The organism is Bordetella sp. (genome assembly GCF_051960075.1).
Lineage (GTDB): Bacteria > Pseudomonadota > Gammaproteobacteria > Burkholderiales > Burkholderiaceae_B > Bordetella.
Genome location: NZ_JBQCER010000075.1, coordinates 1 through 16,839 on the forward strand (window position 1 = coordinate 1; position 16,839 = coordinate 16,839).

The 16,839-nt window shown below is 64.1% G+C and carries 22 protein-coding genes and 1 pseudogene; 16 read left to right on the forward strand and 7 right to left on the reverse strand.

Features of this window, described 5'->3' with window-relative positions; genetic code table 11:
* Together ACTHJ1_RS12575 and rpsJ are read left to right on the forward strand one after the other, a co-directional pair.
* Positions 1-140, forward strand: a pseudogene (locus tag ACTHJ1_RS12575) (elongation factor Tu); the annotation flags it as partial.
* A gap of 156 nt (positions 141-296) precedes the next feature.
* Positions 297-608: a 30S ribosomal protein S10 gene (gene rpsJ / locus ACTHJ1_RS12580; protein WP_003806903.1), complete on the forward strand. Its 312-nt coding sequence runs from the start codon at positions 297-299 to the stop codon at positions 606-608.
* 17 nt (positions 609-625) lie between these two features.
* Here rpsJ and ACTHJ1_RS12585 read toward each other — a convergent pair whose 3' ends face one another.
* On the reverse strand, positions 626-943 hold the full coding sequence (locus ACTHJ1_RS12585) for a hypothetical protein (protein WP_440192853.1): 318 nt from the start codon (positions 941-943) through the stop codon (positions 626-628).
* Here ACTHJ1_RS12585 and rplC point away from each other — a divergent pair.
* The 13 genes from rplC (at position 924) to ACTHJ1_RS12650 (ending at position 9,925) form a co-directional block, all read left to right on the forward strand.
* Positions 924-1,613 (forward strand): 50S ribosomal protein L3, encoded by a 690-nt coding sequence (gene rplC / locus ACTHJ1_RS12590; RefSeq protein WP_440192855.1) that lies wholly within the window; start codon positions 924-926, stop codon positions 1,611-1,613. The genes ACTHJ1_RS12585 and rplC overlap by 20 nt on opposite strands.
* A gap of 3 nt (positions 1,614-1,616) precedes the next feature.
* A complete protein-coding gene (gene rplD / locus ACTHJ1_RS12595) occupies positions 1,617-2,234 on the forward strand; it encodes a 50S ribosomal protein L4 (RefSeq protein WP_440192856.1) in 618 nt (205 codons plus the stop codon).
* Positions 2,231-2,527: a 50S ribosomal protein L23 gene (rplW, locus tag ACTHJ1_RS12600; RefSeq protein ID WP_440192858.1), complete on the forward strand. Its 297-nt coding sequence runs from the start codon at positions 2,231-2,233 to the stop codon at positions 2,525-2,527. Before rplD ends, rplW begins: the two co-directional genes overlap by 4 nt.
* Entirely contained in the window at positions 2,528-3,355 is an 828-nt protein-coding gene (gene rplB, locus ACTHJ1_RS12605; RefSeq protein ID WP_440192860.1) for a 50S ribosomal protein L2, read from the forward strand.
* A gap of 12 nt (positions 3,356-3,367) precedes the next feature.
* Positions 3,368-3,643: a 30S ribosomal protein S19 gene (rpsS, locus tag ACTHJ1_RS12610; protein ID WP_440192862.1), complete on the forward strand. Its 276-nt coding sequence runs from the start codon at positions 3,368-3,370 to the stop codon at positions 3,641-3,643.
* Between the two features lie 10 nt (positions 3,644-3,653).
* Positions 3,654-3,983, forward strand: a complete 330-nt coding sequence (gene rplV / locus ACTHJ1_RS12615; protein ID WP_019937396.1) for a 50S ribosomal protein L22 — start codon at positions 3,654-3,656, stop codon at positions 3,981-3,983.
* 9 nt (positions 3,984-3,992) lie between these two features.
* Positions 3,993-4,784, forward strand: a complete 792-nt coding sequence (gene rpsC / locus ACTHJ1_RS12620; protein WP_440192864.1) for a 30S ribosomal protein S3 — start codon at positions 3,993-3,995, stop codon at positions 4,782-4,784.
* Between the two features lie 2 nt (positions 4,785-4,786).
* Entirely contained in the window at positions 4,787-5,203 is a 417-nt protein-coding gene (gene rplP / locus ACTHJ1_RS12625; protein WP_330916187.1) for a 50S ribosomal protein L16, read from the forward strand.
* 12 nt (positions 5,204-5,215) lie between these two features.
* Complete coding sequence (gene rpmC / locus ACTHJ1_RS12630; RefSeq protein WP_440192866.1) at positions 5,216-5,407, forward strand: 50S ribosomal protein L29; 192 nt, start codon at positions 5,216-5,218, stop codon at positions 5,405-5,407.
* A 2-nt stretch (positions 5,408-5,409) separates the two neighbouring features.
* Complete coding sequence (rpsQ, locus tag ACTHJ1_RS12635; protein WP_330916185.1) at positions 5,410-5,688, forward strand: 30S ribosomal protein S17; 279 nt, start codon at positions 5,410-5,412, stop codon at positions 5,686-5,688.
* A gap of 181 nt (positions 5,689-5,869) precedes the next feature.
* Positions 5,870-7,255: a glutamine synthetase family protein gene (locus ACTHJ1_RS12640; protein WP_440192869.1), complete on the forward strand. Its 1,386-nt coding sequence runs from the start codon at positions 5,870-5,872 to the stop codon at positions 7,253-7,255.
* 81 nt (positions 7,256-7,336) lie between these two features.
* On the forward strand, positions 7,337-8,725 hold the full coding sequence (locus tag ACTHJ1_RS12645) for an aldehyde dehydrogenase family protein (protein ID WP_440192871.1): 1,389 nt from the start codon (positions 7,337-7,339) through the stop codon (positions 8,723-8,725).
* A 36-nt stretch (positions 8,726-8,761) separates the two neighbouring features.
* Positions 8,762-9,925 carry an iron-containing alcohol dehydrogenase gene (locus tag ACTHJ1_RS12650; protein ID WP_440192873.1) on the forward strand — a complete coding sequence of 388 codons (1,164 nt, stop codon included), beginning with the start codon at positions 8,762-8,764 and terminating at the stop codon, positions 9,923-9,925.
* A gap of 43 nt (positions 9,926-9,968) precedes the next feature.
* Here the strand turns inward: ACTHJ1_RS12650 and ACTHJ1_RS12655 are convergent, their stop codons facing one another.
* Genes ACTHJ1_RS12655 through ACTHJ1_RS12680 form a run of 6 tightly spaced genes read right to left on the reverse strand, consistent with a single transcriptional unit; the run spans position 9,969 to position 15,677 of the window.
* On the reverse strand, positions 9,969-11,027 hold the full coding sequence (locus ACTHJ1_RS12655) for a branched-chain amino acid ABC transporter permease (protein WP_440192875.1): 1,059 nt from the start codon (positions 11,025-11,027) through the stop codon (positions 9,969-9,971).
* A gap of 21 nt (positions 11,028-11,048) precedes the next feature.
* A complete protein-coding gene (locus ACTHJ1_RS12660; protein ID WP_440192877.1) occupies positions 11,049-12,059 on the reverse strand; it encodes a branched-chain amino acid ABC transporter permease in 1,011 nt (336 codons plus the stop codon).
* Positions 12,056-12,820: an ABC transporter ATP-binding protein gene (locus ACTHJ1_RS12665; protein WP_440192879.1), complete on the reverse strand. Its 765-nt coding sequence runs from the start codon at positions 12,818-12,820 to the stop codon at positions 12,056-12,058. Before ACTHJ1_RS12665 ends, ACTHJ1_RS12660 begins: the two co-directional genes overlap by 4 nt.
* Positions 12,817-13,587 carry an ABC transporter ATP-binding protein gene (locus ACTHJ1_RS12670; RefSeq protein WP_440192881.1) on the reverse strand — a complete coding sequence of 257 codons (771 nt, stop codon included), beginning with the start codon at positions 13,585-13,587 and terminating at the stop codon, positions 12,817-12,819. The genes ACTHJ1_RS12665 and ACTHJ1_RS12670 overlap by 4 nt, the downstream gene beginning before the upstream one ends.
* 7 nt (positions 13,588-13,594) lie before the next feature.
* Entirely contained in the window at positions 13,595-14,767 is a 1,173-nt protein-coding gene (locus tag ACTHJ1_RS12675) for a substrate-binding domain-containing protein (RefSeq protein WP_440192883.1), read from the reverse strand.
* 22 nt (positions 14,768-14,789) lie between these two features.
* The gene (locus ACTHJ1_RS12680) at positions 14,790-15,677 is read right to left on the reverse strand and encodes an alpha/beta fold hydrolase (protein ID WP_440192885.1); all 888 of its coding nucleotides are present in this window, start codon (positions 15,675-15,677) and stop codon (positions 14,790-14,792) included.
* A gap of 180 nt (positions 15,678-15,857) precedes the next feature.
* Between ACTHJ1_RS12680 and ACTHJ1_RS12685 the strand changes: the two genes are divergently transcribed.
* Positions 15,858-16,835: a helix-turn-helix domain-containing protein gene (locus ACTHJ1_RS12685; protein ID WP_440192887.1), complete on the forward strand. Its 978-nt coding sequence runs from the start codon at positions 15,858-15,860 to the stop codon at positions 16,833-16,835.
* Positions 16,836-16,839: the final 4 nt, after the last annotated feature.

Consider the following 16,839-nt stretch of genomic DNA (forward strand, 5'->3'; position numbering starts at 1 on the left):
AAATGGTGCTGCCCGGCGATAACGTGACCATGACGGTCAAGCTGCTGGCCCCCATCGCCATGGAAGAAGGCCTGCGCTTCGCCATCCGCGAAGGCGGTCGCACCGTCGGCGCCGGCGTCGTCGCTAAAATCATCGCCTAAATGTGGCTGCGGCACCCCGTGAAAATGGGGTGCCTATTCCACTAGGCCTCCTAATCGGATAGACTTTCGCGTTTGGCTTTGATCGCTGACCGCAAAAGTACAACCGGCAGGCCAAAAAACCCACGCTCCGGGTTAAATCGTTCTTTAGGAAATTTCATGAAAAATCAAAAGATCCGCATCCGCTTGAAAGCCTTCGATTACAAGCTGATCGATCAATCCGCCGCCGAGATCGTCGACACCGCCAAGCGCACCGGCGCTGTGGTCCGTGGCCCTGTGCCCCTGCCCACCCGTATCCGCCGCTACGACGTGCTGCGTTCGCCGCACGTGAACAAGACCTCGCGCGACCAGTTCGAAATCCGCACCCATCAGCGCCTGATGGATATCGTTGATCCCACCGACAAGACGGTCGACGCGCTGATGCGCCTGGACCTGCCGGCTGGCGTCGACGTGGAAATCGCACTGCAGTAAGGCCACACCAGCCCGGCTCAAAAGAGCGGGGCTGAAAAAAGCCGGACTTTTCCGAAAGTCCGGCTTTTTTCATCGAGGGCGAGGCGCGCACGACGTGCTTTTCCCGTATGTTCTGTGCCAGACAAAAGGTCTTGCGAAATCAAGGCCTGCCGTGCTATGATGCAAAGCTCGCCTTTTTGGTGAGTTTGTGTGCGCCTTATTGGGTGTGCCAGAGCAAATATGTAGGATTCGATGCCTTTACCGTCGAATCCGATTAGCCCCGACCAATCGCAGTCGGGAATGTAACCTGGGGCTTTTGGCCCTGTGGAGAAAACAATGTCGAATACGACATCCACGCCCGTCGCCTTCCGACTGGGTCTGGTGGGTCGCAAGGTCGGCATGACCCGTGTGTTCACGGAAGATGGCGAGTCCATCCCCGTGACCGTGCTGGACGTGTCGAACAACCGCGTGGCCCAGGTGAAGTCGCTGGAAACCGACGGCTATGCCGCCGTCCAGCTGGCTTACGGCACCCGTCGTGCCTCGCGCGTCGCCAAGGCGCAAGCAGGCCACTACGCCAAGGCCGGCATCGAAGCCGGCAGCAATCTCAAAGAATTCCGTCTGGATCCCGCCAAGGCTGCCGAATTTACGGCAGGCTCGGTCGTTGCCGTGGAATCCGTGTTCGAAGCCGGCCAACAGGTCGACGTGACGGGCACCACCATCGGTAAGGGCTTCGCCGGCACGATCAAGCGCCACCACTTCGGTTCGCAGCGCGCTTCGCACGGTAACTCGCGTTCGCACCGCGTTCCCGGCTCGATCGGCCAGGCGCAGGATCCCGGCCGCATTTTCCCCGGCAAGCGCATGTCCGGTCACCTGGGTGACGTCACGCGCACCGTCCAGAACCTGGATGTGGTTCGTGTCGACGCCGAGCGCGGCCTGCTGCTCGTCAAGGGCGCCGTTCCCGGCTCGGCCGGCGGCGACGTCATCGTGCGCCCGGCCGTCAAGGCCCCTGCCAAGAAGGGAGCATAAGCAATGGACATCAAGCTCCTGAACGAACAAGGTCAATCGACCACGTTTAGCGCGCCCGACACCGTGTTCGGCCGCGACTACAACGAAGCGCTGGTTCACCAGATCGTGGTGGCCTACCAGGCCAACGCCCGCAGCGGCAACCGCGCCCAGAAGGACCGCACCGACGTCAAGCACAGCACCAAGAAGCCGTGGCGCCAGAAGGGCACCGGCCGCGCTCGTGCTGGTATGACCTCCTCGCCTCTGTGGCGTGGGGGCGGTCGCATCTTCCCGAACTCGCCTGAAGAAAACTTCAGCCAGAAGGTCAACAAGAAGATGTACCGCGCCGGCATCCGCTCGATTCTGTCGCAGCTGGCCCGCGAAGACCGCATCGCTGTCGTCGACACGTTCGCCCTCGAATCGCCCAAGACCAAGCTGGCTGCCGCCAAGCTCAAGACCATGGGCCTGGATTCGGTGCTGATCATCACCGACAACGTCGATGAGAACGTTTACCTCGCCACCCGCAACCTGCCTCATGTTGCCGTGGTCGAACCCCGCTATGCCGACCCGCTGTCGCTGATCCACTACAAGAAAGTGCTGATCACCAAGCCGGCCATCGCGCAACTCGAGGAGATGCTGGGATGAACGCCGAACGCTTGATGCAAGTCATTCTCGCCCCGATCGTGACCGAAAAGGCCACCTTCGTCGCCGAGAAGAACAATCAGATCGCCTTCCGTGTCGTCGCTGACGCCACCAAGCCGGAAATCAAGGCTGCCGTCGAACTGCTCTTCAAGGTGCAGGTCGAGTCCGTGCAGGTTCTCAATCGCAAAGGCAAAGAGAAGCGCTTCGGTCGCTTCATCGGTCGCCGCCGCAACGAACGCAAGGCTTATGTCTCGCTCGTCGCCGGTCAGGAAATCGACTTTGCGGAGGTGAAGTAAATGGCCCTCGTAAAAACGAAACCGACCTCGGCCGGCCGTCGCGGCATGGTCAAGGTGGTGCACCCCAATCTGCACAAGGGTGCTCCCGAAGCCTCGCTACTCGAGAAGAAGATCCGTGGTTCGGGCCGTAACAACAACGGCCACATCACCGTTCGCCACAAGGGCGGCGGCCACAAGCAGCACTACCGTGTCGTGGACTTCCGTCGCAACAAGGACGGCATCCCCGCCAAGGTCGAGCGCCTCGAGTACGACCCCAACCGCACCGCGCACATCGCGCTGCTGTGCTACGCCGACGGCGAGCGTCGCTACATCATTGCGCCGCGCGGCCTGGCCGTAGGCGCCACACTGATCTCCGGCATCGAAGCCCCGATCCGCGCCGGCAACACGCTGCCCATCCGCAACATCCCGGTCGGTACCACGATCCACTGCATCGAGATGCTGCCCGGCAAGGGGGCTCAAATGGCCCGCTCGGCCGGCGCTTCCGCCGTGCTGCTGGCCCGCGAAGGCATCTACGCCCAGGTCCGCCTGCGCTCCGGCGAAGTGCGCCGCGTGCACGTCGAGTGCCGCGCCACCATCGGTGAAGTCAGCAACGAAGAACACAGCCTGCGCCAGATCGGCAAGGCCGGCGCGATGCGTTGGCGCGGTATCCGCCCGACGGTTCGCGGCGTGGCCATGAACCCGGTCGATCACCCGCACGGTGGTGGTGAAGGCCGCACTGGCGAAGGCGGCGTGCCCGTCAGCCCGTGGGGCACCCCGGCCAAGGGTTACAAGACCCGCCGTAACAAGCGGACGGACAGCATGATCGTCCAACGTCGCAAGCGCAAGTAAGAGGCGAACACTATGTCACGTTCGATCAAGAAGGGCCCGTTTGTCGACGCTCACCTCATCAAGAAGGTGGACGCGGCCGTTGCGGGCAAAGACAAGAAGCCGATCAAGACCTGGTCGCGCCGTTCCACGATTCTGCCCGAGTTCATCGGTCTGACGATTGCCGTGCACAACGGCAAGCAACACGTTCCCGTGTACGTCAACGAGAACATGGTCGGTCACAAGCTTGGCGAGTTCGCGCTGACCCGTACGTTCAAGGGTCATGCTGCGGACAAGAAGTCCAAGAAGTAAGGGATAAACCATGGAAACTACTGCCATTATCCGTGGGGTGCACATCTCGGCGCAGAAGACTCGCCTGGTCGCGGACCTGATCCGCGGCAAGTCGGTCGCTCAGGCGCTGAACATCCTCACCTTCTCGCCCAAGAAGGCCGCCGGCATCCTGAAAAAGGCTGTCGAGTCCGCCATCGCCAACGCTGAGCACAACGACGGCGCCGACATCGACGAACTGAAGGTCACCACGATTTACGTGGACAAGGCCGAATCGATGAAGCGTTTCTCGGCTCGCGCCAAGGGCCGCGGTAACCGTATCGAGAAGCAGACCTGCCACATCACGGTCAAGGTCGGAGCTTAAGGAGTCAAGATGGGTCAGAAAATACATCCCACTGGGTTCCGTCTCGCGGTCACCCGTAACTGGACCTCGCGTTGGTACGCCGACGACAAGGCTTTCGGCGGCATGCTGGCTGAAGATATCCGCGTGCGCGAATATCTGAAGAAGAAGCTCAAGAGCGCTTCGGTCGGCCGCGTCATCATCGAGCGTCCCGCCAAAAACGCCCGCATCACCGTTTACTCGGCTCGTCCGGGCGTGGTGATCGGCAAGCGCGGTGAGGACATCGAAAGCCTCAAGAGCGACCTGCAGCGCCTGATGGGCGTGCCCGTGCACGTCAACATCGAAGAAATCCGCAAGCCGGAAACCGACGCTCAGCTGATCGCCGATTCGATCACCCAGCAGCTCGAAAAGCGCATCATGTTCCGCCGCGCCATGAAGCGCGCCATGCAGAACGCCATGCGTCTGGGCGCCCAGGGCATCAAGATCATGAGCTCGGGCCGTCTGAACGGTATCGAAATCGCGCGCACCGAGTGGTACCGCGAAGGCCGTGTGCCGCTGCACACGCTGAAGGCGAACATCGACTACGGCACCTCCGAAGCCCACACCACGTACGGCGTGGTCGGCGTCAAGGTCTGGGTCTACAAGGGCGATCTGCTGGCCAATGGCGAGCTGCCCCCCGAAACCGCCGCTCCGCGTGAAGAAGAGCGCCGTCCGCGTCGCGCCCCCCGTGGCGACCGTCCGGAAGGCGCCCGTGCGGGTCGTCCTGGCGGCCGTGGCCGCGGTCCCCGCAAGGCGGATGCCGCTCCGGCTCCTGAAGGAGAATAAACATGCTGCAACCCTCTCGCAGGAAATATCGTAAAGAGCAGAAGGGCCGCAACACCGGCCTGGCGACTCGCGGCGCCGACGTTTCGTTCGGCGACTTCGGTCTGAAGGCCACCGGCCGCGGCCGTCTGACCGCTCGCCAGATCGAAGCTGCCCGTCGTGCCATCAACCGTCACATCAAGCGTGGCGGCCGTATCTGGATCCGTATCTTCCCCGACAAGCCGATCTCGCAGAAACCTGCCGAAGTCCGTATGGGTAACGGTAAGGGCAACCCGGAATACTGGGTCGCCGAGATCCAGCCCGGCAAGGTGCTGTACGAAATGGAAGGGGTCAGCGAAGAGCTGGCGCGCGAGGCGTTCCGCCTGGCCGCTGCCAAGCTGCCGATCTCGACCACGTTCGTGTCGCGTCATATCGGTGCTTAAGGAGTAACGAATATGAAAGCCAACGAACTCCATTCGAAGGACGCCGCCGAGCTCGGCAAAGAGCTCGAAAGCCTGCTGAAGGCGCAGTTTGGCCTGCGCATGCAGAAGGCCACGCAGCAGCTCGCCAACACCAGCCAGCTTCGCAAAGTGCGCCGCGACATCGCGCGCGTGCGCACCGTGCTGACCGCGAAGGCAGGAAAATAATCATGACCGAACAAACCACTCAAGTGGCCAAGCGCCAGCGCACGCTGGTTGGCAAGGTCGTCAGCAACAAGATGGACAAGACCGTCGTGGTGCTCGTCGAGCGCCGCGTCAAGCACCCCATCTACGGCAAGATCGTCATGCGTTCGGCCAAGTACAAGGCGCACGACGAAACCAACCAGTACAACGAAGGCGACACGGTCGAAATCGCCGAAGGCCGTCCCATCTCCCGCTCCAAGGCGTGGTCGGTGGTGCGCCTGGTCGAGGCTGCTCGCATCATCTAAGCAGCTGCGGTCTCGCAATAAGAAAGCCAGAGGGGTTCCTCTGGCTTTTTTTATTGGCCACGAGGCTTTTCCGGGAAAAAGCCCGCGCTTTGCGCCTCACGTCGGTGGTATGGTCTTGCTTGCAGTCGGGCGTGTGCCCTGGTGGCGCGCGAAGCAATGACAACGACCTATGGGTGGAACAATGCAAGAACGCGCAGTGAAAACGGTGGCGGACGCAGTTGCGCTGGTCGAGGCGAGCGCATTGACGCATATCAAGGTGGGCCTGTCGGATATCGACGGCGTGATGCGGGGCAAATACCTGCGCAAGGACAAATTCCTGTCCACTCTAAAATCCGGCCTGGGTTTTTGCAATGTCGTCCTGGGCTGGGACTTGGACGACCACCTGTACGACAACGTCAAATACACCGGCTGGCACACCGCGTATCCGGATGCGCAGGTCCGCATCGTGCCCGAGAGTTGCCGCCGCCTTCCGCTCGAGACGGGGCCGGGCGGCGAACCCATGTTGTTCTTCCTGGCCGAATTCGAAGGTGCCGCGGCCGACGTGTGTCCCCGCCGATTGCTGCATCGTGTGCTGGAGCGTGCGGATAGCCTGGGCTTCGATGCGTACGGCGCGCTCGAATACGAGTTCTTCATGTTCACCGAGACACCGCAATCGGTGCGCGAGAAAGGCTATCGCAATCTGCAGAACTGGACGCCGGGCAATTTCGGCTATTCGGTCTTGCGCAGCACGGTGGAATCCGACTTCTATCGTCAGTTGAACGAGATGTGCGAAGCGATGGACATGCCCATCGAAGGCCTGCACACCGAAACGGGTCCCGGTGTGCTGGAAGCTGCGCTGGCGGTGGACTTGGTGGCCAAGGCGGCCGACAAGGGCTTTCTGTTCAAGACCTTCACCAAGGCGCTGGCACAGCGCAACGGCATGATGGCCACGTTCATGGCGAAGTGGTCGCACGACCATCCGGGCCAGAGCGGCCATATTCATCTGTCGCTGCGCGACAAGAAGACGAACAAGTCGGCCTTCCACGACGAAAGCCAGCCTTACTGCATGAGCAAGACCCAGGCCAGCTTCATGGCCGGGGTGCAGCGCTACCTGCCCGAGTTCATGGCGATGTACGCGCAGACGGTCAACAGCTATTCGCGCCTGGTGCCGGGGTATTGGGCGCCGCTGGACGCCACCTGGGGCATGGAGAACCGCACCACGGCCCTGCGGCTGATTCCCGGCAGCGAGAAGTCGCAGCGGGTGGAGGTGCGCATCGGCTCGGCGGACGCCAACCCCTATGTGGCGCTGGCCGCGGCGCTGGGCTCGGGCCTGCACGGCATCGAGATGGAGCTCGAACCCGAGCCCATGGTCCAGGGCAACGCCTATACCCAGCAATTCCCCGAGCACCTGAAGCTGCCCAACACGCTGTGGGACGCCGCGCAGCGCCTGCGTGCCTCCGCCGCCGCACGCACGCTGTTCGGCGAAGCATTCGTCGAACATTTCGCCGCCACGCGCGAATGGGAGGAACGCGAATTCCGCCGTCACGTCACCGACTGGGAACTGGCGCGCTACTTCGAAATCATCTGAAGCACGGACTCGTTGCGGCATGGCATCCATCCGTGGTGTCATCCGCGTTGCCGCTTTGTACCGACCTTATATTCTATGCCCATGAAACCGGAACTCATCACCATCAGCCCCATCGACGGCCGCGAGATTGTGCGCCGTCCCTATGTCACCGAGGCCGAGCTGTCGACGCTGCTGGCCCGCGCAAAATCGGCGCAACGCGCATGGGGTGCGTGTGCACTGGCCGAGCGCAAGGCGCTCGTCGGCGCGGCGGTCGACCGCTTTGTCGAAATGAAAGACGAAGTGGCCGAAGCGATCACCCGCCAGATGGGCCGTCCGCTGCGCTACACGCCGGGCGAAGTCGACGGCTTTGCCGGCCGCGCGCGGCACATGATGCAGATCGCCGAAGAGGCTCTGGCTCCGGTGCAGGTCGCGCCGCAGGCCGGCTTCACGCGATATATCAAGCGCGAGCCGATCGGCGTCGTGCTGACCATCGCGCCGTGGAACTACCCCTTGCTCACGGCGGTCAACAGCATCGTGCCCGCGCTATTGGCCGGCAACACGGTGATCCTCAAGCATTCGGAGCAGACGCCTCTGTGCGCCGAGCTGATGCACCGCGCCTTCGTCGAGGCGGGCGTGCCCGAAGGCGTGTTCCAGTTTGTCCACGCCAGCCACGACATGACGCAGCGGCTCATCGCTGCGTCCGAGGTCGGCTACGTGTCGTTCACAGGCTCGGTCAACGGCGGGCGCATGGTCGAGCAGACGGCTGCCGGCCGGTTCATCGGCGTGGGCCTGGAGTTGGGCGGCAACGACCCGGCCTATGTGCGCGCGGACGCCAAGCTCGATCACGCGGTCGAGACGCTGGTCGACGGTGCCTTCTTCAATTCCGGGCAGTCGTGCTGCGGCATTCAGCGCATTTACGTGGCGCAGTCGTTGTACGACGCGTTCGTCGAGCAGGCCGTAGCGCTGACCCAGCAGTATGTGCTGGGCGACCCGATGCAGAAAGAAACCACGCTCGGCCCGCTGGTGCGCCGGTCGGCTGCCGACGGCGTACGCAAAATCGTGGACGACGCCGTTGCGCGCGGCGCGCGCAATCTCATCGATGCGAGCCGGTTTCCGGCCGCCCGCGCAGACACGGCCTATATGGCGCCGGCGCTGCTGGTCAATGTAGACCACGGCATGACGGTGATGAACGACGAGTGCTTTGGTCCGGTCGTAGGCATCATGCCGGTCAAGGACGACGACGAGGCCATTCGCTGGATGAACGACAGCCCCTATGGCCTGAGCGCCGCTGTCTTCACCCGTGATGAAGCCGCCGCGGTGCGCATCGGCGACCGTGTGGCGACCGGGACGTTCTTCATGAACCGGTGCGACTATCTGGACCCCGCGCTGGCCTGGACCGGGGTGAAAAATACCGGCCGCGGCGCCTCGCTGTCGGTGATCGGCTACGAACACTTGACGCAGCCCAAGTCCTTCCATCTGCGCGCGCTCTGACGCGCTCAACCCGATCAATTGCCAAGGATGAGTTTTATGAAGCCTGCTTCCGTCAACTGGAATTACCCGACTGCGGTCAAGGTCGGCCCCGGACGCATCGCCGAACTGCCCGACTGGTGCAAGAGCCTGGGCATGAAGCGCCCGCTGCTCGTGACCGATCCCGGCCTGGCGGGCATGCCCATGGTGGCTGCCGCGCGCGCGGCCTGCGAGGCCGCCGGTCTGTCTTGCGGTCTCTTCCACAATATCAAAGGCAACCCCACCGGGGCCAACGTCGATGACGGTGTGCGGGCCTTGCGCGAGGGGCGACATGACGGCGTGATCGCGTTCGGCGGCGGCTCGGCGCTGGATGCCGCCAAGGCGATAGCCCTGATGGCGGGGCAAACGCGCCCCCTCTGGGATTTCGAAGACGTGGGCGACAACTACCTGCGCGTGAACGTGGATGGCATGGTGCCCGTGGTGGCCGTGCCGACCACGGCCGGCACCGGCTCGGAAGTTGGGCGCGCCTCGGTCATCACCGACGAGGCCGCGCACGTCAAGCGCATCATCTTCCATGCGCGCATGCTGCCGGCGGTGGTGATTCTCGACCCCGAGCTGACCACGGGCCTGCCCGCCAAGTTGACCGCTGCGACAGGCATGGATGCGCTTTCGCACAATCTCGAGGCCTACTCCTCGCCGTTCTACCATCCTATGGCGGTCGGCATCGCGGTCGAAGGCATGCGGCTGATCAAGGAATATCTGCCGCGCGCGGTGAACGACGGCAAGGATCTGGAGGCCCGCCAGCAGATGCTCGTCGCGTCGGCGATGGGGGCGACGGCTTTCCAGCGCGGCCTGGGCGCCATGCATGCCCTGGCGCACCCATTGGGCGCGCTGTACGACGCGCATCACGGCATGCTCAACGCGATCCTGATGCCCTATGTACTGCGCGCCAACGAATCTGCCATCGGCGAGCGCATCGAGGCCTTGGCGCGTTATCTCGATCTGCCGTCGGCCAGCTTCGAAGGCTTCATGGATTGGGTGCTGGGCTTGCGCGAATCCATCGGCATTCCGCACAAGCTTTCCGATATCGGCATCGACGCGCGTGAAGCCGGGCGCATCGGCGAGATGGCGGTGGTCGACGGTTCTGCCGGCACGAACCCGATTGCCTTAGATGCCGCGGGCTACGCCGCGATATTCGAATCGGCCGTGCAGGGCAACCTATAAAAAAGCTTCATGGCCTGCAGCGGCTTGCGGCGGCGCGAACGTCTTATCTCTCGCGTTCCCGCAAGCGGCCGGCAATGCCGGTGGGAAAGTAATAGACCGACAGCACGAACAAGAGCCCCAGCCACAAGAGCCAACGGTCCGGCTGGAAAAAGGCCGCGACCGGCCCCAGGCCGGACAACGCGTGGTGCAGGACACGCAGGCCGTCCTGCAGATAGCTCTGCGCCAGCACGAAGATCGCGGCACCCGGCACGGCGCCGTATAACGTGCCCATGCCGCCGATCACCAGCATGAGCAGAATGTTGAGCATGATCTCGAAAGAGAGGGTCGTGTCCGGCCCGTTGTAGCGCAGCCAGAGCGCATACAGCGCACCCGCCAGCGTGGCGAAGGCGGCGGCCAGCACGTTGGACCCGCTGCGGTAGACCACGGTGCGAAAGCCGATGGCTTCGGCGCGGAAGGCGTTTTCGCGTATAGCCTGCAGCACCCGCCCGAAGGGCGAGTTGACGATGCGCAGCAAAGCCAGGAACAGGGCGGCGCACACCATGAACAGCAGGTAATAACCGATGATGCCGCCGTCCACCGCAACGCCGAACAGGCGGCCCGGAAAAGGCCGGAATGCCGGGCTCAACAGGTGCGGCACGCCGAAGCTCAGACCGTCCTCGCCCCCGGTCAGATCCGACAGCTGCGACACCAATGTCTGGAACGCGGCCGCGATGGCCAGCGTGATCATGGCGTAAAAAATTGCGCGCACCCGCAAGCTGACCAGGCCGACGACGGCGGCCAGAACCAGCGACGTCAGCAGCGCGGCGCCCGTGCCCAGTGCAATGGCGCTCCAGCTCGAACCGATGGTGGTGCTCGCGATGGCGACGCCATAGGCACCGATGCCGAAGAACATGGTGTGGGCGAAGCTCACAATGCCGGTGTAACCCAGCAGCAGATCGTAGCTGGCCACCAGGACGATGAACACCAGCACCTTGCCGGCGACCGCGAGCGCGCGCGGGCCGTGAAAGAGGAAGGGCGATACGGCGAGCACGACCAGGGTCAGTAGCAGCAGCGCGGCCAGGATGCGGCTGCGGGGGAGATCGCCGGAGAGGATGCGGGGCATGGGCGAATCGAAAAAATAAGCTCAGCGCGAGGCGACCGGATAGACGCCTTGCGGGCGCCACATCAGAATCGCAATGAGCAGGGCGATATTGGAAAAGAGCGCAGCCTTGGGCATGAGAAAGCCCGTGTAGTTGGCCATCAGGCCCACGAGCAGCGAACCGATCAGGCAGCCCAGCGTTGAACCCATGCCGCCGATCATGATCACGATGAAGATGAGGATGTTGACCTGCGCGCCCAGCTCGGGAACGACGGCCTGCTGGTACATGCCCCACAGCACGCCGCCCAGGCCGGCCAGCATGGCGCCGGCGACGAACACGCCGATAAAAAGATGGCGGATGCGATAGCCCAGGCTTTCGACCATCTCGCGGTCTTCCACGCCGGCGCGCACCAGCAAGCCCAGCTTGGTGCGGTTGAGCACCCACAGCATGAGCGCCAGCACCGCGATGCCGATGACCAGTGCCAGCAGCCGGAATTTCTCGACCGCGGCATCGCCCATGAGCACGGCGCCGCTCAAGGCCTGCGGTAGCGCAAAGGGCAGCGTCTGCGGACCCCAGATGGCCTTGATGAGCTCCTGGCCCACGATCAGGCCGCCCACGGTGATGAGAATCTGCTTCAGATGCTGGCCGTACACGGGCCGGATGATGAGACGCTCGAACGCTGCGCCCACCGCACCGGCGACCAGCATGCCGATCACGGCGGCGGGCAGTATCGCGCCCAGATTGGCGAGCAGGCTGCCCGATTGCGTCCAGCCGGCCATGCCGCTCATGACGCTGCATGCGACGTAGGCGCCCAGTGTGATGAACAGGCCGTGTCCGAAGTTCAGCACGTCCATGAGGCCGAACACCAGCGTCATGCCGGACGCCACGATGAAAATGATCATGCCCATGGCCAGGCCGGCAATGGTGAGCGTGAGCCAGGTGGAAAAGCCGCCCATCAGGGGCAGGGCGACCAGCGCCAGGCCGGCGACCAGCAGCATGGGGACGGGATCCAGGCGCGTGCCGGGCAGTGGGCTATCTTGGGCGATTGCGGTCATTGATGGCTGTCCAGGGAAAGGCCCAGGAGGCGGGTCTGCAGAGCGGCGTCCTGGGCGAGTTCGGCCATGCTGCCCTGATGCACGATACGGCCGTCGTCCATGACCGCGACGCGATCGCCCAGGCGGCGGGCGAAGTCGAAGTTCTGCTCGACCAGCAGCACGGTGGTGGCGTCGCGCTTGAGTTCGGCGAAGGCCTCGATCATGCTCTGCACGATGGCCGGGGCCAGGCCCTTGCTGGGCTCGTCGATCAGCAGCAGCCGGCGCGGTTCGATGAGGGCGCGCGCCACCGCCAGCATCTGCTTCTGCCCGCCGGACAGCTTGCCGGCTGGGTGCAGCCAGAATTTGCGCAACGCCGGAAAGAAACCGAAGATCCATTCCAGGCGCGCGGTGTCCAGGTCGCCGGCCCTGCGCGCCTTGCGGGCTGCCAGCAGCATGTTTTCCTGCACGCTGAGGTCGGCAAATATGCCCATGCTTTCGGGCACGTAGGCGATGCCCTGGTCCACCATGTCAGGTGGCGTGATGTGCCGGTCGGCGTTGCCGACCATGCGGTCGTGCAGGCGCAACTCGCCGGCCGAGATGCGCCACAGGCCCATGATGGTGCGCAGGGTCGTGGTCTTGCCGGCGCCGTTGCGGCCCAGCAGCAGGGTGACCTGGCCTTGCGGCACGGCCAGGTCGACGCCGTGCAGGATGTGATACGCGCCGATGTGCGTGTGCACGCCGCGCAGTTCGAGAAGAGGGGGCGCGGCTGAAGAATTGCTCACGCTGCGCTCCGGTCGGGTGCGGTGCCCAGGTAGGCCTGCTGCACGATGTCGGAGGCGATCACTTCGGAGGGCTCGCCGTCGGCCATGAGCCTGCCGTTGTGCAGCACCACGATGCGGTCGGCCAGCTCGCGCACCACGTCCATCTTGTGTTCGACGAGCAGGATGATCTTGCCGCTGTCCTGTTTGAGCTCGCGGATCAGGTCGAGCATGACGGGCATGTCGTCCACGCTCATGCCCGCCGTGGGTTCGTCCAGCATGTAGACGCGCGGCGACAGCGCCATCAACATGGCGATCTCCAGCTTGCGCTGATCGCCGTGCGGCAGGCTGGCGGCGGACTGGTTGCGGCGGTCTTCGAGCGACGTGCGTTCGAGCAGAAAGTCGGCCCGTTCCAGCAGCGTGCGATCCGTGTCCCAGACGCGCCACAGGCGGATGCGACGCCAACTCGCCCCTTGAGCCCGCGACTGCAGCGCCAGGCGTATGTTCTCGTGCACGCTCAGGCGCGGGAACAGCTGCGTGAGCTGAAAAGCGCGGCCCAGGCCGGCATGCGTGCGGGCCGAGGCGCCCAGAGCGGTGAGATCGCGTCCGTCCAGATGAACGGTGCCCGCGTTGGGGCGCAATTGTCCTGAGATCAGATTGAAATAGGTCGTCTTGCCTGCGCCGTTGGGACCGACCAGGGCGGTCAGCGTGCCGGGTTCATACCGGCAGCTGACCTGATCCACGGCCGTGTGGCCGCCGAATCGAATGGTGAGATCGCGGGTTTCCAGCACGTTGCAATCAGTGTTTGTTGAGGATGGGCACGTTCATCTGATCGGGCGTGATCACATTGACCAGATCCTGCTCGGCCCAGGACAGCGACGGATTGTTCTTGATGCGGAAGTGATACATGCTCTGCATGGCCTGGTGATCTTGCGGGCGAAAGGTCATCTTGCCTTTGGGCGTTTCGAAGCTCATGCCTTCCATGGTTTTGATCAGCGTCTCGGTGTCGGATTTGCCCTGGGTCTTTTTCAAGGCTTCGACGATGGCCAGCGCTGCCGACATGCCGCCGCAGGTGAAGAAATCGGGCGGTTGGCCGTAGCGCTTTTCGTGCTCGGCCACGAGCCAGTCGTTGATGGGGTTCTTGGGCATGCCGTAGTAGTAATACGTGGCGCCCTCCATGCCGGGCAGCGACTTCCACGACGCGGTGGCGGGCAGGATATTGCCGCCGGTGGCGAGCTCGATGCCGTAGCGCTGGGGATCGAGGTCGGCGATCTTGAACGGATTGCCCGCGCCGGCCCACAGAATGAAGATGATCTTGCGGCCGGGCTTGCCCTTGAGCGAATCGAAGAGGCGCTGCGCGCCGGCGGTGAAGTCGGTGGTGTTCACCGGCAGATATTCTTCATGGACGATCTTGGCGTGCTTGAGCGCGCTCTTGAAGGCTTTCACGCCGTCGCGGCCGAAGGCATAGTCTTGCGCCAGCATGGCGATGGATGTGCCTTCCTTGTCGAAGACCGTGGCGTTGGCGATGGCGTCCTGCGACGAGTTGCGAGCAGTGCGGAAGATGTAGCGGTTCCACTTGGCGCCGGTGATCGAGTCGGCCACGGCGGGTTCGACCAGCAGCACTTTCTGATATTGCTCGGCGATGGGCAGCATGGCCAGCGCCACGCCCGACGAGGTCGGGCCCACGGCAATATCGGCGTGGTCGTCGGCATAGGCCGAGGCCAGCTGCGCGCGGCCCACGTCGGGCTTGCCCTGGTCGTCCTTCTCGATCACGCGGATCTTGCGGCCGTCGATTTCCATGGTGCCGTGGGTCGCGTATTCCAGGCCCATCATCAGGCCGGTCTGGGTCTGCTTGGCATAGGCTTCGAGAGGGCCGGTCTTGTCGTAGACGTGAGCGATGATGAAGTCGTTCGCCCACGCCGGGGCTTGCAAGGCAAAGGTGGCCAGGGCGGCCAGCAGCAGTCGTTTCATGAATGTCTCCTTCGTGGCGTTTTTAAAGTTCGCCGGGTCGAGCCAGGAAATCGGCCACGGCGTTGATCTGGGGGGTAACGTTCAAGGCCGGCGCGTGGCCGCAGTCTTCGAAATCGATGCGCGTGGCGCGCGGTCCGCGCTGCGTCATCGCGGCGGCTACGGCGTCGGGCAGCAGGTCGGACTGCGCGCCGCGCAGCAGCAGCACTGGCAGCCGCAGCGAGTCGTATTCGTCCCAGCGGTCGTAGTCGCGCGGGTGGTGGCGGAACTGACCGACGATGGCCGGGTCGTAGTGCAGCGTGACGCGCCCGTCGGGCAGGCGGCGCGTCGAGGTCTCGGCCATGCGTCGCCACTGCGCGTCGCTTTGCCAGCCATAGGGGCGATAGGCCTGGCGCAGCCAGGTCCCCAGCTCGGTGACCGTGGCGAAGGCGGGCGGGTTGCCGACATAGGTCGTGATGCGCTCTACGGCGGGGGCAGGCAGTTCGGGACCGATGTCGTTGAGCGCCAGGTGCGAGATCCGGCCGCGCAGCGTGGTGGCGGCGGCGACCAACCCGATGGCGCCGCCCATGGAGGTGCCGACCCAGCGCAATTGCGTCAGGTCCAGCGCGTCGGCCAGTGCGGCGGCCAGGCGGGCATAGGCGTCCAGCCGATAGTCCGCGACGGGATCGGCGCTCCATTGCGACAGACCGCGGCCGATCGTATCGGGACAGATGACGCGATAGCGCGCGGCCAATACCCGGGCCAGATCGTCGAAGTCGCGTCCGGTGCGGGCCAGGCCGTGCCACATGATGAGGGGGGGCGCCGAGGCCGAACCCCATTCCACATAATGCAGCTCCCGGCCCAGACAGTCGGCGTAGCGGGAAACCGGCTCTGAACAGGCCGTCGCCATCCCGCAGATGGGATCGTCGCGCATAGTCTCCTTCCTGGTGCCCGGGCCCGCGCCCGGCGTTATAGTTATCAGCGTTTCGTCCGACTATAGGCGCGCGGAAATTCCACGCGCAACATATACCCACGCCAGGTGCGGACTGGGTCAACAGAATGTAGAGCCAGGGTAAAAATGAACCGGGCGCGCAGTTCCCCAGGAGACATCGCCATGACAGCAGGGAATTCCAGGCATCAGGCTCTGGGCGGCGCGCGCAATGGCGGGCCGCAGGGCTACGAGCAGTGGTGCGAAACGTTGAGCGACGCGTTCGGGCCGTTCGAAGTGCACCGCGGCTCGTCCGAGGCATTCGCCGGCAGCGTGCAGTACGTGCGCCGCGCCGGGTTCCAGTTCAACGACCTGCACTACCAGGGCCAGCAGATCGAGCGCACCTCGCACAATGTGGCGCGGCTGTCGCAGGAGTTCTATACCTTTGGCCTGCCGCTGACCGGGCCGCTCGAGGTGTCGCGCTCGGGCCGGCAGTTCCAGGTCGAACCAGGCTGTGTGTACCTGATGAACCAGAGCGCGCCGTATCGTGCCGCGGCGCAGGGCGAGCAGGGCTACCGCAGCCTGAGCGTCTCGTTTCCCCGCGAGGCGCTGGAGCGGCGCCACGCTCGCATCGAACCGTTCTACAAACTCTTCATCGGCGACGGTTCGCCGCGCGGCGCCATGCTGGCGCAATATCTGGAGCAGCTATTCAAGGGCCTGGGAGACTGGTCCGATGCCGAAGTGGCCGAACTGGGCGAACGCCTGATCGACCTGATCGTGCTGTTCCTGGTCGAGCCCGGCCGGGCTCAGGCCTCGGAGGCCGACAGCAGCGTCACGCTGGCTCACCGCGAGCGCATCGAGTCCTACATCAAGCGCCATCTGGGCGATCCGAACCTTAGGCCTGAAGCGATTGCGCAGGCCTGCGGCATTTCGCCGAGCTACTTGCACCGGATCTTCCAGGGAGTGGGGGTCGAGGCGTATCTCTACGAGCAACGCCTCCTGCTTTGCCGCGACCTGCTCGCCAGTCCGCGGCACGCGCATCGCAGCATTGCGGAGCTGGCTTATCAGGCGGGGTTCGTGCATCCCTCGCATTTCAGCCGTCTGTTCAAGCGCCGGTTCGGCGCGTCGGCGCGGGCCTTTCGAGCCGAACGCGCATCGGGCTGACGAA

Coding starts and splice junctions, on each gene's coding strand:
- ACTHJ1_RS12675 (WP_440192883.1), bottom strand. CDS start 14,767: ATGAAACGACTGCTGCTGGCCGCCCTGGCCACCTTTGCCTTGCAAGCC.
- rpmC (WP_440192866.1), top strand. CDS start 5,216: ATGAAAGCCAACGAACTCCATTCGAAGGACGCCGCCGAGCTCGGCAAA.
- ACTHJ1_RS12685 (WP_440192887.1), top strand. CDS start 15,858: ATGACAGCAGGGAATTCCAGGCATCAGGCTCTGGGCGGCGCGCGCAAT.
- ACTHJ1_RS12640 (WP_440192869.1), top strand. CDS start 5,870: ATGCAAGAACGCGCAGTGAAAACGGTGGCGGACGCAGTTGCGCTGGTC.
- rplD (WP_440192856.1), top strand. CDS start 1,617: ATGGACATCAAGCTCCTGAACGAACAAGGTCAATCGACCACGTTTAGC.
- rplC (WP_440192855.1), top strand. CDS start 924: ATGTCGAATACGACATCCACGCCCGTCGCCTTCCGACTGGGTCTGGTG.
- ACTHJ1_RS12655 (WP_440192875.1), bottom strand. CDS start 11,027: ATGCCCCGCATCCTCTCCGGCGATCTCCCCCGCAGCCGCATCCTGGCC.
- rplB (WP_440192860.1), top strand. CDS start 2,528: ATGGCCCTCGTAAAAACGAAACCGACCTCGGCCGGCCGTCGCGGCATG.
- ACTHJ1_RS12680 (WP_440192885.1), bottom strand. CDS start 15,677: ATGCGCGACGATCCCATCTGCGGGATGGCGACGGCCTGTTCAGAGCCG.
- ACTHJ1_RS12645 (WP_440192871.1), top strand. CDS start 7,337: ATGAAACCGGAACTCATCACCATCAGCCCCATCGACGGCCGCGAGATT.
- rpsQ (WP_330916185.1), top strand. CDS start 5,410: ATGACCGAACAAACCACTCAAGTGGCCAAGCGCCAGCGCACGCTGGTT.
- rplP (WP_330916187.1), top strand. CDS start 4,787: ATGCTGCAACCCTCTCGCAGGAAATATCGTAAAGAGCAGAAGGGCCGC.
- ACTHJ1_RS12660 (WP_440192877.1), bottom strand. CDS start 12,059: ATGACCGCAATCGCCCAAGATAGCCCACTGCCCGGCACGCGCCTGGAT.
- rplW (WP_440192858.1), top strand. CDS start 2,231: ATGAACGCCGAACGCTTGATGCAAGTCATTCTCGCCCCGATCGTGACC.
- rplV (WP_019937396.1), top strand. CDS start 3,654: ATGGAAACTACTGCCATTATCCGTGGGGTGCACATCTCGGCGCAGAAG.
- rpsJ (WP_003806903.1), top strand. CDS start 297: ATGAAAAATCAAAAGATCCGCATCCGCTTGAAAGCCTTCGATTACAAG.
- rpsS (WP_440192862.1), top strand. CDS start 3,368: ATGTCACGTTCGATCAAGAAGGGCCCGTTTGTCGACGCTCACCTCATC.
- rpsC (WP_440192864.1), top strand. CDS start 3,993: ATGGGTCAGAAAATACATCCCACTGGGTTCCGTCTCGCGGTCACCCGT.
- ACTHJ1_RS12650 (WP_440192873.1), top strand. CDS start 8,762: ATGAAGCCTGCTTCCGTCAACTGGAATTACCCGACTGCGGTCAAGGTC.